This is a genomic window from Endozoicomonas sp. NE40 (assembly GCF_040549045.1).
Classification (GTDB): domain Bacteria; phylum Pseudomonadota; class Gammaproteobacteria; order Pseudomonadales; family Endozoicomonadaceae; genus Endozoicomonas_A; species Endozoicomonas_A lisbonensis.
This window is the reverse complement of sequence record NZ_JBEWTB010000002.1, coordinates 792088-805899: the sequence shown is the minus strand read 5'-3', so window position 1 is coordinate 805899 and position 13812 is coordinate 792088. Positions and strand designations below refer to the sequence as shown.

Genomic DNA, 13812 nt, shown 5'->3' with positions numbered 1-13812 from the left:
CTGAGATTGCAGAAAGCCGGGTTATCGGGCTTTCTGCGCTTTTATACAGTTCAGCTATGGCAGTTTACCAAGGGTTTTCAAGCCTTTCGTAAAACGTCATAAACCGGCCACAGGGAAAAATAATTATGAAAATAGTCATTGCCCCCGATTCCTTTAAAGAGTGCCTGAGTGCGATAGACGTCGCTACTGCCATAGAAACAGGAATGCGTCGTGTATTACCTTCGGCTGAGTTCATCAAGGTACCCGTAGCGGATGGTGGTGAAGGGACACTGCAGTCGCTGGTGGACGGAACTGCCGGACAGTTCTATTCACGAACGGTGACAGGACCATTGGGGGAGCCGGTAGAAGCCCGCTTTGGTGTTCTGGGTGATGGCAAAACCGCAGTGATCGAAATGGCCGAAGCTTCCGGACTTGAACGGATCTTGCCTCATCTTCGCAATCCTTTACTGACGACAACTTACGGCACTGGAGAGCTGGTGCGGGAAGCTTTGAACCTTGGGGTCAGCCGGATTATTGTTGCCATTGGTGGCAGTGCGACCAACGACGGCGGCGCCGGTATGATGGCAGCTCTGGGGGTTCGTTTCCTGAATGACAAGGGGGAAGAGTTGCCTGCTGGTGGCGCGGCACTGGCAGACCTTGCCAGTATTGATTGCAGCACTATGGATTCTCGACTGGCAAACGTGCGTGTCACTGCAGCCTGTGATGTGAATAACCCGTTAACGGGATCGAAGGGTGCCTCGGCGGTATTTGGCCCCCAGAAGGGGGCAACTCCGGCTATGGTCGTGCAACTGGACAAGGCTCTGACAAATTATGCGGCAGTGATTCAGCAATGCCTGGATGTAGATATTGAACACGTTGCCGGAGCCGGTGCTGCCGGTGGCATGGGAGCTGCCCTGCTGACCTTTATGGACGCTGACCTGAAACCTGGCATTAATATAGTTCTCGAAACTGTCAGGCTGAAAGCTCAGGCTGGTGGCGCTGACCTGTTGATTACCGGAGAAGGACGTCTGGATGGTCAGACAGTGCATGGTAAAACCCCGGTCGGAGTGGCCCGGGTCGCTAAAGCGGAAGGCATACCTGTGATTGCACTGGCTGGCAGTGTCGGCAAGGGCTGTGAAGCGGTTTATGAACATGGCATTGATGCCGTATTTCCAGTGGTTCATGGGGCTGTTTCTTTGCCTGAAGCTCTTGAGGCGGGACGGGAAAACCTTGAACGTACTGCTGAGAATGTTGCCCGGCTGTTACAGCTAAAAGTACCGTTGAAAGGTTGAAGACTCTTTTTACCAGCTGAAGGTTTTCTATAAAGGCTGAAGGCTCCTTGTAAGAGCTGAAGGCTCTTTTTAATAGCTGAAGGCTCTCCATAAAGCCTGAAAGATCGTTCTGGTCTTTCAGGTGTTCAGACCAGTGTCGTCCTGAGATCTATGAGCTAAAGTGAAGGCTCGTGTTGATTAGCCGTATTGTATGACACCATCCACGCTATTCAGAAGTTGGCACTGGTGTGGGGAGAGTATCCGGTGAACTTTGAGACTTGGCTTTCTTATGTCGGAGCCGCTTTTATAGTCTGTATGATTCCTGGCCCAACGATTCTTATGGTGATGGCACAGGCGCTGAATCATGGCCCTAAATCGGTACTGCCACTGATTATGGGGACAGGGACGGGCAATCTTCTGGCTATGTCGCTGTCATTTATTGGACTGGGTGCCTTGATGTCTGCCTCGGCTGTCCTGTTTGGAGCATTAAAGTGGCTTGGGGCGGTCTATCTGGTCTATCTGGGTATAAACTACTGGCGTGCGCCGGTGGAGTCACTCAGGCTTCAGTCCGGCCTGATGGATGCCCGTCAGGTCTTCAGGGATTCCTTTATCGTGACAGCCCTGAATCCGAAAAGCATTGTGTTTTTTGTGATGTTGTTACCGTTGTTTATTGATGACCGTCATCCGATTCTGGTGCAGATGATGATTATGTCGGTCAGCTTTATTGCGGCATCAAGCTTAACCGTCCTTATTTATGGTTTATTTTCCGGTTACGTACACGACAAACTCCAGTCGCCTTTAACCCGAAAGTGGTTCAACCGTACCGGTGGTGGTCTGCTGATGGGGGCGGGCGCTTTAACGGCAATGATGCAAAGGTGATACAGGTGCTTTAATGATGCACCTGTATCACCTTTTCTCAGGCATAAGCCCTGTTAAGCCGGGCTTCTGCCCATTTCTGAAACCAGGTGCAGATAACAACGACAAACCAGTAAACCAGGGCAACGGTCAGGTAGCTTTCGAAAAAACGAAAACTGCTGGAGGCCTCCATCTGGGCTCTCGCCATAATCTCTACCACCCCCAGGGTGAACGCCAGTGACGTACTTTTCAACAGGTCAATGGTGTTGTTCATCAAACCGGGAAAGGCGACTCTGGCAGCCTGTGGCAGAATGATCCTGCGCATGGCCTGCATACGGTTCATGCCAACACTGAGTGCCGCTTCCATTTGCCCATTGTGAATGCCAATAATGGCTGCCCGCATACTTTCAGCCATGTAAGCAGAAAAGTGCAGACCAAGACCAATGATGACAGCGATGATGGCAGGCATTCCGCGCATGACTGGAAACAGTTGTGGCAGGCCATAGTAAAAAATAAACAGCTGAACCAGAAGTGGCGATCCCCGGAAGAAGGAGATGTAAAGGTCTGCCAGATAATGCAGGTAAAAGGGTCGGGTGACTTTAATCAGCGCCAGAACCAGCCCTATGCTCAGGGAGAGGGCCAGGCCCCCGACTGTCATCCAAAGGGTGGCATCAAGACTGGAAGTCACCGTTGGCAGTAAGCCAACGGTGTAGTCAAAATCAATCATGGCGCTCCTCAGCCTGCCGGTGGTGTGGTGACGTCGGCACCCAGCCATTTACCGGAGAGGTCTGCCAGGGTTCCGTCTTCGAGCATACTGTTGAGGGCGCTGTTCACCTGATCCCGCAGTGCAATACCCTGGTCATCACGCACAAATGGCATGGCACTTTCCATGACCTTGATGGGCTCTCCCGCCAGTTTCAGAGGCAAACCGGATTTTTCAATCAGGGCGAGTACGCTGATACGATCCATGATAAAGGCATCAGACCTGCCCATGGCGACGTCCTGCTCAATACCTGAGTCGTAGGTAATGATATTGATTTTGTTTTCAGGGTCTGATTCTCTCAGGACCTGTTCAAAATTGGAGCCAAGGTTAACAGCTACTCTTTTTCCAGCCAGGTCGGTGACTGAATTAATCTTATCGTTATCGCTGTGAACCGTTATTTGAACGCCGTCGTAGACGTAGGGATGGGAAAATTCATAGCGTTCGGCCCGGGTTTCTGTCAGCGTAATCTGGTTGGAGATGGTATCCAGCTGGCCGGCTTCGAGCATGCCAAACAGACCGGAAAAGGGTGCGGTCACAAATTCGACATTAGAGTCCAGACGTTTGCCAATCTCGTTCCACAGGTCGACTTCAAAACCCTGTAATTCACCTTTTTCCATAAAGGTGAATGGGTAATAAGTGCCGGACATGCCCACTTTAACGGTACTGCTGGTAGCTCCTGTACTGGTCTGTGCTGATTGCTCAGCGGAGCAGCCTGCCAGGGCTATTCCTGCTGTAACCAGTGAAGCGGTGAGAATTTTTTTTAGTTTTGAAGTGGACACATACATCTCCTTTTGCCACAGCGCCTTGTTGTTCTATGGTGGATTCTTTCAAGGTGAACTGCATTCAGGTGGAATTATTGTTAGGTAAATATGCCTATTCGAATGGCGCTGAGCGCAGGGTAACAGTATTTTTGATATAACTGAAATGGATATTATTAATATTCTTATAATTATTAAGTATTTATCCATCGTAGTATAAAAATCGCGCAGGCTTGTGCGAAAAAATAACAGGACTACGGGTTGACTTAAAGTTAGGTTGAAGTAATAAGATGCATTTGAAATTCGGGATCAGGTAATGCCTGCCTTTGATTTGTATCCAGAAGATGACAGGAAATAATGAATAACATCCTTGTAATTAACAGCAGTGTACGCTTTGAAAACTCCAATTCACGACAGTTGACACAGGTCTTGCTTGAGAAATTCAGCACAGAACGACACGGCGTAAAGCATCGTGACCTGGTGAAGCAACCGGTACCTCATTTTGATCACTCAGCGTTCTCCGGTTTTGGCGGTGATGACTCTCAGGCCAGCAAAAAAGCCTGTGAACTGTCGGATGAGCTGATTGGTGAAGTGAAAGACAGTGAAATCATTATCATTGGTGCGCCGGTGTATAATTTTTCGATTCCAACGACGCTGAAAGCATGGATTGATTACATCGCCCGCGTGGGGGTGACGTTTAATTATACCGAACAGGGACCAGTCGGATATCTGGACAATAAGAAAGTCTATATTGTTCTGGCTCGTGGTGGTGGCAGTGTTGAGCATATTGAAATGCAGCTCAGCCAGACGCTTGGGATGCTTGGCATGAAAGACATTACCTTTATTCACGCGGCCAACCTTGATACCCCGGAACGGGAAGAAGGGTTAGCAGATGTTCATGCGCAGATTGATGCAATTTGTCATTAACTTATGACAAGTACAAGGCGTTGATACACAGAGGTCTGTTTGTAACCTAACCTTTCTGAATCAGGCGCTATTTATACAAGCCGGTAATAGTTAGTAAGCGCAGTTGATTGCCTGAAAATGCCTCAATATACTCGCGCCATCTCTTAATTTCCCAGACCCCGCAGATAGAGCTGGCATAGCTTTCTGCGGGGTCTTCATTCTGTGTTTATTATTGGGCTGGCTATGAGTCGTAAAATTTCTGGCAAGCTGCGAAACAGCGTTATTGTTGCAGCGGTTACGAGCGTTGTTTTGTCTGGTTGTGTTCTGAAAGGCAACAATGAGGAAACTCAGGAAGAGTTGCCGCCACAGTGGCAGCAAAGTCAGGACAACCTTGACCGACTGACTGCCCCGGCCAGTTACGATTACATCCACGATCTGGACGATGAAACCCTGTACGCTGCTTATGAGTCGATTCTGATTAACAGTCAGTGTCCCGCTGTTGAAGACGATCAGCTGGCTGTCCGAAATGAACAGTTCTTTCAGCAGTATCAGGCTGACTTTATGCAGGGCGTGTTTTCAATCAATAACATTGCCCGCGAGCTGAACCGCATTCAGATCAACCTGTTGATGGAAGACGCACGGGTACGAGCCAGTGGTGAAGGGGAACTGCTGACTCAGGAACAGCGTGATGTGATTAATACCTACCAGACCCGCGACGATGGCCTGACCGTTCATCCGGATGATATTAACCATGATTTGCTGAAAGAAGTGCAGGCGGCTTATCCCCGGCATCCGGTAACACGTATCGATTTTGGCGAAGTGAGTCTGGAAGACCGTTTCCGCCTGCTGGAGCTGTTCTGGGAAGTGGATGAAGCGTTTGAAATCCGTATGGGAGTGGATTGCAGTAAGCTGAACAGCAACGTCAGTCGGGTGCTGGAAGCTATCGAAAGCTGAGAGTAGTTTTGTCGCAGAATTGAAAATGGCAGTTTGTGAGACTGCCATTTTTTACTGAAAGGGTGGTGCCTCAGACTGGCAGCCTTATTTCAAGAAATCACTACCAACGATTGTGAAGCATCACCCATATTGTCAGTGAATCTATCTGGTACCTGGGAAGTCGTTATCAGGTGGTTCGGCAGAAATGCTGATCAGCGGGTTTGGTAAAATGGAAATAGCTCCGAAAGCTCCTGATTAATACCTTTACGGTGTTGTTCATCAAGGATGGAAGGAGTCAGGCTTTGATTCAGGCAGTGATGAGTCCGGCAATTCTGTAATACAAAATGCCGGACTCCTTCCTGCTGTAAGCGTTTTGCCAGTTTCAACACCTTCTCTGGTGGCAACAGTTGCCAGTGTATCGTCGTACGCACCTCATAAGAGACGCCAGATTCCAGCATAAGCCGTAAGCTTTCCCAGCAATCTTTGCCTTTATCAATGCCGGTTGTCTCCGCGTAATCTTCCGGAAGGGCTTTAATATCAAAGCCTATCCAGTCAAGTTTTGTTATAACCCTTGCCAGTTTTCCGGGCGCACTGCCCACCGTATGAAGTCCCGCCTTGAAACCCATCGCTTTTATATCGTTAATGGCAGAAGGCAGGGCGCTTTGTAGAGTGGGCTCTCCACCGCTGAACACGACGGCATCCAGAAGACCTGTTCGTTTTTCCAGAAAAGTCTGAATTTCATTCCATGGCAACAAATGATCTGACCGGGAGGGAATTAAATGACCGTTCTGGCAATATTGGCAGCGCAGATGACACCCCTGGGTAAAAATAACCGCCGCCAGTTCACCGGGATAATCTATGGTCGTGAGGGGAGTAAACCCTCCTACCCTGAGTGATTCAGCAGGCGGTATTTTTTCAAAAGGTTCGGTCTTTATCAGGTTCATCAGCAGGCAATTTCGCTTTCTGTTATAGAAGCCCTTTTCGCGGCTTTGTTTTTCATACCCTGCTCCTGAAAGTGCAGCCGGTCATCATGCTCCTGATGCTTGCCGGGATTGAAAGCTGATACAGGACGGTGGTAGCCCATTACCCGGGTCCAGACTTCGCAACGCTGACGTTCATTGTCGTCCAGTGTGACGGGTTTGTTTTCCTCATCACAGTGGGGGCAGAATTCATGCTCACCAGACAGATAACCATGATGGAGGCAGATAGAAAAGGTAGGCGTTATTGTAATATAAGGCAGCCGGTAATTTTCCAGACTCCGGCGAACCAGCTTTTTACAGGCTTCAATGGAGGAAATGCGCTCGGACATGTAAAGGTGCAAAACCGTGCCACCAGTATACTTGCACTGCAATTCATCCTGGGCATCCAGAGCGGCAAAGGGGTCGTCGGTGTAGCCAACCGGGAGCTGGGATGAGTTGGTGTAATAAGGCTTGTCCGGCGTACCAGCCTGTAAAATATCCGGGAACCGTTTACGGTCTTCCTTTGCCATTCGGTATGTGGTGCCTTCAGCCGGTGTCGCCTCAAGATTATAAAGGTGGCCGGTTTCCTCCTGAAATGCCTGCATTTTTTCCCGAATGTGATCCAGTAAGTCCACCGCCATTTTATGTCCGGCAGGCGTGGTGATATCCTCGGCATCGCCGGTAAAATTGCGAATCATTTCATTAATGCCATTGACACCGATGGTAGAGAAGTGATTCCGGAGCGTACCCAGATACCGCCTGGTGTAAGGGAATAAACCGTCATCAATGTGCCGTTGTATGACTTTTCGTTTGAGTTCCAGACTGTTCTTCGCCAGTTCCATCAAATAATCCAGCTGTTGATAAAGGCTGGCCTTGTCGTTTTTATGGCGATACCCCAGCCGTGCGCAGTTAATCGTCACAACCCCAAGGGAACCGGTCTGTTCGGCCGAACCAAATAATCCATTGCCACGTTTGAGTAATTCCCGCAAATCCAACTGCAGACGGCAACACATGGAGCGCACCATGTTAGGGGTAAGGTCGGAATTTAAAAAGTTCTGGAAGTAAGGCAAACCGTATTTTGCAGTCATTTCAAACAAAAGGTCGGTGTTGGGGCTGTTCCAGTCAAACTCGGGCGTAATATTGTAAGTGGGAATAGGAAAGGTAAAGACCCGCCCTTTGGCATCCCCATCCATCATTACTTCAATATAAGCACGGTTGATTAACGCCATTTCATCCTGAAGTTCGCCATAGCTGAACGGCATCTCTTCACCGGCAATCACCGGAACCTGATCCTGCAAATCCTGTGGACACACCCAGTCGAGAGTAATATTGGTGAAAGGGGTCTGGGTTCCCCAGCGGGAGGGCGCATTCAGATTATAAATGAATTCCTGAACACACTGTTTAACAGCGCGGTACGATAAATTGTCCTTGCGGATGAAGGGGGCCAGATAAGTATCAAATGAACTGAATGCCTGGGCTCCCGCCCACTCATTTTGAAGGGTGCCAAGGAAGTTTACCATCTGGCCAATGGCTGCTGACAAATGTTTTGGGGGTGCTGCTTCCACCCGACCCGGAACCCCATTAAAACCTTCATGCAGCAAGGTTCGAAGAGACCAGCCAGCACAATATCCGGACAGCATATCCAGATCGTGAATATGAAGGTCGCCTTCTCTGTGAGCCTCGCCAATAGAGGGTTCGTAAACGTGGCTTAGCCAGTAGTTGGCAGTCACCTTACCCGCGACATTCAGGATAAGTCCCCCCAGAGAATACCCCTGATTGGCATTAGCTTTGACTCTCCAGTCGCTGCGATCAAGATATTCCGACATGGAGGCTTCCACATCCAGCATTGTGCGGCTGTCATTCCTGAGCACTTTGTGCTTTTCCCGATAAACAATATAGGCACGGGCTGTTTCAAAATGCCCTTCCGTCACCAGCACTTGTTCTGCCAGATCCTGAATTTGTTCTACCGTAGGAATGGTTTTATCACTGAAGCGAAAACTGATCAGAGTGAGTAATTTGGAGGCAATACGCTCAGATTCTGCGGCATCATATTCACCGGTGGCCTGACCGGCACTGTCAATGGCGGTTCTGACTTTTTTTGCATCAAAAACCACGATACTGCCGTCACGCTTGCGAACCTGTTTGAGAAAAGGCTGGGATTGTTCCGGGAATGCCAGAGGGATTGTGGCGGGCGTGTCAGTCATTTTAACAGTCCTTATTGTGTTCGGATGTTTACTACTTCCGTAATGTGGGACTTCATTTTTTGGAAAGATCTGGGTTCTGCTGATCACTGGATTGGTTTGTGACCAGATAAAAAGCAGAGACGCCTTAATAGTTAGTTAAGCACAATATATAGTATTATTGCAGTGATTTCAGTACAACATGTAGCGTAGATGAAAAGAGGGGTGAGGTTTTAGACAGCAAACGTTAGAAGGCCAGGGCTTACGCACCAGTCATGATATTACGACCATCGATTTTGCTTATATACGCCTCAAAAACAGAGGCGTAATTTATACCGGAAAGCTAATCGGAAAGTTTTGGCTCACATCAACAACGTCAGCTCTTATAGCTACAGCATTTACCAGATGTCTCTGGCCACCTCGGAAAGAGTGGAGACTATCTGGTCAATATGCTGCTTTTCAATAATCAGCGGAGGAGATAAAGCAATAGTGTTCTCCATACTTCTCACCATTACACCTTTTGCGTAACACTTTTTGAGGATATCAAAACCGATAGGCTTACCATTATCCTGCTGAGCAAACTGAACAGCCCCGATCAGACCGTAGTTACGAATATCAACAATGCCCGGGAGCTCTTTTAATGAGTGCAGCGCTTCCTGCCAGTAAGTCCCGATATCACCACTGCCCCGGGTGAGCAGGCCTTCTTTTTCATAGATATCCAGTGTCGCCAGTCCTGCAGCACAGGCAACCGGGTGACCCGAACAGGTGTAACCATGGAAGAACTCCACCGAACCATCAGCCGCTGCGTCATTAATCGTGTTGTAAATTTCATCTTTGGCAAATACAGCCCCAAGGGGTACTACACCACTGGTAATACCTTTCGCTGAAGTCATAAGATCCGGCAGAACATCAAAAGCTTCAGCAGCAAAGTTGGCACCAAGTCGTCCCCAGCCGGTAATGACTTCATCAAAAATCAGCAGGATATCGTGTTGATCACAGATATCACGCAAGCGACGCAGGTAACCTTTTGGAGGCATGATGACGCCGCCTGCACCTGCTACCGGTTCAACAATAACAGCCGCTATACTGTCACTGCCGTGGAATTTAATCAGTCGTTCCAGCTGTTCGGCTTTTTCAACCCCATTTTCTGGCAGACCTTTGCTGAAAGCGTTATTGGTTACATCGAGAGTGTGATCAAGGTGGTCTACAGGCAGTAAAGGACCAAAGCCCTTACGGTTGGTAGTCAGCCCACCTACTGAGATACCACCAAAATTCACGCCATGGTAACCCAGCTCGCGCCCAATAAGCTTGAATTTGCCTTTTTTGCCACGAGCCTGCTGATAAGCCAGGGCAATCTTCAGAGCCGTTTCGACCGCTTCGGAACCAGAATTGGTGAAAAATACTTTGTCCAGTCCTTTGGGAGTAAACTGCACCAGACGTTCAGCAAACTCAAAACCGATATCATGACCAAAATTGAAAGGCGAGGTGTAATCCAGCTCAGCTACCTGGCGAGACATGGCTTCGCCAATCTCTTTCCGGCCATGACCGGCATTAACACACCAGAGCCCCGCTGTAGCGTCCAGCAATTGTCGTTTGTCGTCACTGTACAGATACATGCCTTCGGCGCGGTTAATGATTCTCGGGTTTGCCTTAAAGTCACGGTTAGCGGTGAAAGGCATCCAGAAAGCGTCATAGCCAGATGTTTTACTCATTTTCAGCACTATTCTTGTTGTTCTTATGTGAACACAGGGTAGTGGTGAAGGTCAATCAGGAAAATTGTTTTGATTCAATATAAAGGTTTTACTCCTTCAAACTTTCCCTACCTCCGCCTGTAAAAACTTCACAAATGCGCTGGCTGCACTGGACAGATAATGACTGGATTTCCAGCCGAGACCCAGCTCCAGTGAAATAGCAGGATCAAATGAGACAGTTGTCAGAGGTTCCTGCTCGTTGAGAATCAACGACAAACAGGTACTGATCCCCACCTCTTTTTTAACCAGTGATTTCAGCAGCTCGGTAAGATTGGTTTCAAACTGAATATTCGGCTCAATTTGATTCTGACGGCAATAACAGCTGACGGCTTCACGAAGAAAGTAACCTTCACGGAACAGGACTAATGGCTGTTGACAGAACTCGGAAAGCGTAATGTGCTGCCTGCTGACAAATGGATGATGCTCAGGTATACAGGCAACGATTTCTTCTTGCAGCAGGCTAATGGAGCGAATTTGTTCATGAGGGCGGTCAGTTCGAATCAAAGCCAGATCCAGCTGACCTTCCAACAGCATTTTTTCCAGTGTCGCTGTACCGGCTTCATGAATATTGACCTGAATGCCCGGATACGTCTGTTTAAACAGGGCCAGGGCATCAGGCAGGAAATAAGAGCCCAGCATAGCAGAAACACCAAAGTTGATAACGCCGGAACTTAGTCCCTTCAGTTCCTGCAGTTCTTTTTCTGCCTGTTCAACATTCTCCAGAATGCAGCGCGCATGTTTCAGCAGCACGTCACCGTCAGTTGTTAAACTCATACGGCGCTCAAGGCGGTTAATCAACTTCAACTCCAGCTGATCTTCCAGCTTTTTCATGCTGATACTCAGTGCTGACTGAGCAATGCCTAATTGCTGAGCAGCACGGGTAAAGCTTCCTGTGTCTGCCAGGATAGTAAAGTAATACAGTCGTTTAATATCCATGCCATTATTGTCATCGTTATCAATAAAATATATAGAAACTATATTTCTAATATATTTTTAATTGCAAGAGCTGATCTCTATAGTTTGATCAAAACAATAAACAACAATGGACAGAGCATGTTTTATAAGAAGTAGCTTTGACCGAAACTGATACGACAAGGGAGATAATAATGACTGCAGCCGCCAGTGTTGTGCGCTACGAAGGATTTACTGTCAGCAACCATCCTGAAAACCCACGGGTTCAAGTGGTCACTCTGGATAAAGCTATCATTGACCGCTTTGAAAAGATATCAACCAAATGGAACGTTCAGGCTCTGGAGTATAAACCTTTCAATCGTTTTGCTGTTGCTGATGCTTTGGACAAGTGTTGTGAATACCAGTTGGGTAAATTTCTGGTAGGTACTATGGAAGAACGCGATACGGGCGCTTTTCTGTTGGAAGGTGATGAGGCCGCAAAAAAAGCCCTGGTGGACAGTGAAGAACAGCGGGATAGTTTTGTAAAACTGTCGACAGCAATTTCCCACCTGATCGGCTTGCCTAACTTTGATGCTATGTATGGCAAATACTATGCACGTTTTACTGTTACCAATGATGATAACAGCGACAGTTACCTGCGACAGGCGCACCGCCGCATGGAGCTTCACAATGATGGCACTTATGTTAATGAGCGCACCGACTTCGTACTGATGATGAAGATGGCTGAAGAAAATATGGAGATGGGCGACTCTTTGCTGCTACATGTTGATGACTGGCAAGAGCTTGATAAGTTCTATAACCATCCGTTAGCCAGGCAGGATATTCGCTGGTCTGCACCTCCCAGCAAGAATGTTGGCTATTCTATCGAGCACCCTGTCTTCTTTGAAGAAGACAAAAACGGCAAACCGCACATGCTGTTCATTGACCAGTTTGCCCAGCCGGAAAATACGCAACAGGGACTCTATCTGTATGAAATGGGTGAGTCTCTGGAAAGTGATAAAAACTGCAGTAATATCAGTGTCAATGTTGGCTCTATGCTAGTGATTCAGAATCATTGCTGGTTACATGGTCGTGACAAGTTCGTTGCACATCCGGGCCTGAAACGTGAGCTGCTGCGCCAGCGTGGTCATTTTACCCGTTAATGCTGAGTTGTCATTGCGGACCTTCGTCGCTTCGTACGGCTGAAACTGTTGGTTTAAGGAGTAGGGTCAGTGGAAAAAGTATACGACTACATCATAGTGGGTGGCGGTATTATTGGTATCTCAACGGCCTGGCAACTTCAGCAACGAAATCCTGACAAAACCATTCTGGTTCTGGAAAAAGAAAACGGCCTGTCACAGCATCAGACCGGTCATAACAGCGGAGTCATACATGCCGGTGTTTACTATGCCCCGGGCAGCCTCAAGGCCGAATTCTGTAAGGCAGGCGTTGATGCCACCATTAATTTTTGTAAAAAGCATGATATTCCGGTGGAAAACTGTGGCAAGCTGCTGGTAGCCACCAATCTCCTGGAAATGGAACGCATGCAGGCACTGTATGAACGCTGTACTGCTAATGCTATTGAAGTAGAACTGCTGACTGCTGAACAGCTAAAAGAGGCTGAAGCGAATATTGTTGGCCTGGGGGCTATTCGGGTTAAAACGACCAGCATCGTTAACTATCGACGGGTTACCGAAAAAATGGCTGAGGAGTTTGTCGACGCGGGTGGTGAACTCAGTATGCAGACGGAAGTTACTGGTATTACGGAATCGCCTTTGACCGTTACAGTTCAGGCCCTTCGCAGAGGTCAGCCAGTTAGCTTTAAAAGTCATTTTCTGGTGTCCTGTTCCGGCTTGATGGCAGATCGTGTGACAAAGATGCTGGGCATTGAAACCGATTTTCAGATCATTCCCTACCGTGGTGAATATTACCGCTTGTCAGCCAAACATAATCAGGTCGTTAACCATCTGATCTATCCGATTCCTGATCCTGAGCTACCTTTTCTGGGAGTTCACCTCACCCGGATGATTGATGGCTCGGTAACTGTTGGTCCAAATGCCGTTCAAGGCTGGAAACGGGAAGGTTATGGAAAAATTAATATCGACCTTAAGGATATCTGGGACATGCTGCGCTTTCCCGGCTTCTGGAAAGCGACATTGGCCAACCTGAAAAAAGGCCTGATTGAAACCAGAAATTCCTGGTGGAAACCGGGCTACCTGAAACTGGTCAACAAATATTGTCCAATGATCAGGTTGGAAGATCTGGAACCTTATCCAGCAGGGATTCGTGCTCAGGCTGTGTTGAAAGACGGTACACTGATTCACGATTTTCTGTTCGCAGAAAGCAAACGCAGCTTACATGTCTGTAACGCACCATCGCCGGCGGCTACTTCTGCAATACCTATAGGAAACCATATCTGTGACAAGATCGATGAAAGGCAGCCTGTGAATCGTATAAGCGCCTGACCAATCAAACGAACTCCCTGGATTGATGGAGCAAGGAGTGAAGGGTAATTGCAAAGCTTGATTATCAGCCTGCCCTGAACTTCTTCAATATCCTGAGAGAC

The 13812-nt window shown here is 48.1% G+C and carries 12 protein-coding genes; 6 read left to right on the top strand and 6 right to left on the bottom strand.

Features of this window, described 5'->3' with window-relative positions; all coding sequences use genetic code 11:
• Positions 1-125: 125 nt before the first annotated feature.
• Entirely contained in the window at positions 126-1271 is a 1146-nt protein-coding gene (locus V5J35_RS04630; protein WP_354010133.1) for a glycerate kinase, read from the top strand.
• Positions 1272-1457: 186 nt separating this feature from the next.
• A complete protein-coding gene (locus V5J35_RS04625; RefSeq protein ID WP_354010132.1) occupies positions 1458-2129 on the top strand; it encodes a LysE family translocator in 672 nt (223 codons plus the stop codon).
• A 37-nt stretch (positions 2130-2166) separates the two neighbouring features.
• On the opposite strand, the gene V5J35_RS04620 is transcribed toward V5J35_RS04625, so the two are convergent.
• Positions 2167-2832 (bottom strand): amino acid ABC transporter permease, encoded by a 666-nt coding sequence (locus V5J35_RS04620; protein WP_354010131.1) that lies wholly within the window; start codon positions 2830-2832, stop codon positions 2167-2169.
• 8 nt (positions 2833-2840) lie between these two features.
• Positions 2841-3647 carry an amino acid ABC transporter substrate-binding protein gene (locus V5J35_RS04615; protein WP_354010130.1) on the bottom strand — a complete coding sequence of 269 codons (807 nt, stop codon included), beginning with the start codon at positions 3645-3647 and terminating at the stop codon, positions 2841-2843.
• Positions 3648-3983: 336 nt separating this feature from the next.
• On the opposite strand from V5J35_RS04615, the gene V5J35_RS04610 reads away from it, so the two are divergent.
• Complete coding sequence (locus V5J35_RS04610) at positions 3984-4553, top strand: FMN-dependent NADH-azoreductase (RefSeq protein ID WP_354010129.1); 570 nt, start codon at positions 3984-3986, stop codon at positions 4551-4553.
• Between the two features lie 222 nt (positions 4554-4775).
• Positions 4776-5486 carry a hypothetical protein gene (locus tag V5J35_RS04605; protein ID WP_354010128.1) on the top strand — a complete coding sequence of 237 codons (711 nt, stop codon included), beginning with the start codon at positions 4776-4778 and terminating at the stop codon, positions 5484-5486.
• Between the two features lie 191 nt (positions 5487-5677).
• On the opposite strand, the gene V5J35_RS04600 is transcribed toward V5J35_RS04605, so the two are convergent.
• The 4 genes from V5J35_RS04600 to V5J35_RS04585 all read right to left on the bottom strand — a co-directional run bounded on the left by V5J35_RS04600 (position 5678) and on the right by V5J35_RS04585 (position 11291).
• Positions 5678-6409 (bottom strand): anaerobic ribonucleoside-triphosphate reductase activating protein, encoded by a 732-nt coding sequence (locus V5J35_RS04600; protein WP_354010127.1) that lies wholly within the window; start codon positions 6407-6409, stop codon positions 5678-5680.
• Positions 6409-8628, bottom strand: coding sequence for a ribonucleoside triphosphate reductase (locus V5J35_RS04595; RefSeq protein ID WP_354010126.1), 2220 nt, complete (start codon positions 8626-8628; stop codon positions 6409-6411). The genes V5J35_RS04600 and V5J35_RS04595 overlap by 1 nt, the downstream gene beginning before the upstream one ends.
• Before the next feature lie 374 nt (positions 8629-9002).
• The gene (gene aptA / locus V5J35_RS04590; protein ID WP_354010125.1) at positions 9003-10316 is read right to left on the bottom strand and encodes an omega-aminotransferase AptA; all 1314 of its coding nucleotides are present in this window, start codon (positions 10314-10316) and stop codon (positions 9003-9005) included.
• A 96-nt stretch (positions 10317-10412) separates the two neighbouring features.
• Positions 10413-11291, bottom strand: coding sequence for a LysR family transcriptional regulator (locus V5J35_RS04585; protein ID WP_354010124.1), 879 nt, complete (start codon positions 11289-11291; stop codon positions 10413-10415).
• 170 nt (positions 11292-11461) lie between these two features.
• Here V5J35_RS04585 and glaH point away from each other — a divergent pair, with 170 nt between their 5' ends.
• Positions 11462-12409: a glutarate dioxygenase GlaH gene (gene glaH / locus V5J35_RS04580; protein WP_354010123.1), complete on the top strand. Its 948-nt coding sequence runs from the start codon at positions 11462-11464 to the stop codon at positions 12407-12409.
• 69 nt (positions 12410-12478) lie between these two features.
• The gene (gene lhgO, locus V5J35_RS04575) at positions 12479-13711 is read left to right on the top strand and encodes an L-2-hydroxyglutarate oxidase (RefSeq protein ID WP_354010122.1); all 1233 of its coding nucleotides are present in this window, start codon (positions 12479-12481) and stop codon (positions 13709-13711) included.
• Positions 13712-13812: the final 101 nt, after the last annotated feature.

Bases quoted from the DNA above. Each gene is read 5' to 3' on its own strand.
- V5J35_RS04630 (WP_354010133.1), top strand. From the start codon at position 126: ATGAAAATAGTCATTGCCCCCGATTCCTTTAAAGAGTGCCTGAGTGCG.
- V5J35_RS04620 (WP_354010131.1), bottom strand. From the start codon at position 2,832: ATGATTGATTTTGACTACACCGTTGGCTTACTGCCAACGGTGACTTCC.
- V5J35_RS04610 (WP_354010129.1), top strand. From the start codon at position 3,984: ATGAATAACATCCTTGTAATTAACAGCAGTGTACGCTTTGAAAACTCC.
- V5J35_RS04605 (WP_354010128.1), top strand. From the start codon at position 4,776: ATGAGTCGTAAAATTTCTGGCAAGCTGCGAAACAGCGTTATTGTTGCA.
- V5J35_RS04600 (WP_354010127.1), bottom strand. From the start codon at position 6,409: ATGAACCTGATAAAGACCGAACCTTTTGAAAAAATACCGCCTGCTGAA.
- V5J35_RS04595 (WP_354010126.1), bottom strand. From the start codon at position 8,628: ATGACTGACACGCCCGCCACAATCCCTCTGGCATTCCCGGAACAATCC.
- aptA (WP_354010125.1), bottom strand. From the start codon at position 10,316: ATGAGTAAAACATCTGGCTATGACGCTTTCTGGATGCCTTTCACCGCT.
- V5J35_RS04585 (WP_354010124.1), bottom strand. From the start codon at position 11,291: ATGGATATTAAACGACTGTATTACTTTACTATCCTGGCAGACACAGGA.
- glaH (WP_354010123.1), top strand. From the start codon at position 11,462: ATGACTGCAGCCGCCAGTGTTGTGCGCTACGAAGGATTTACTGTCAGC.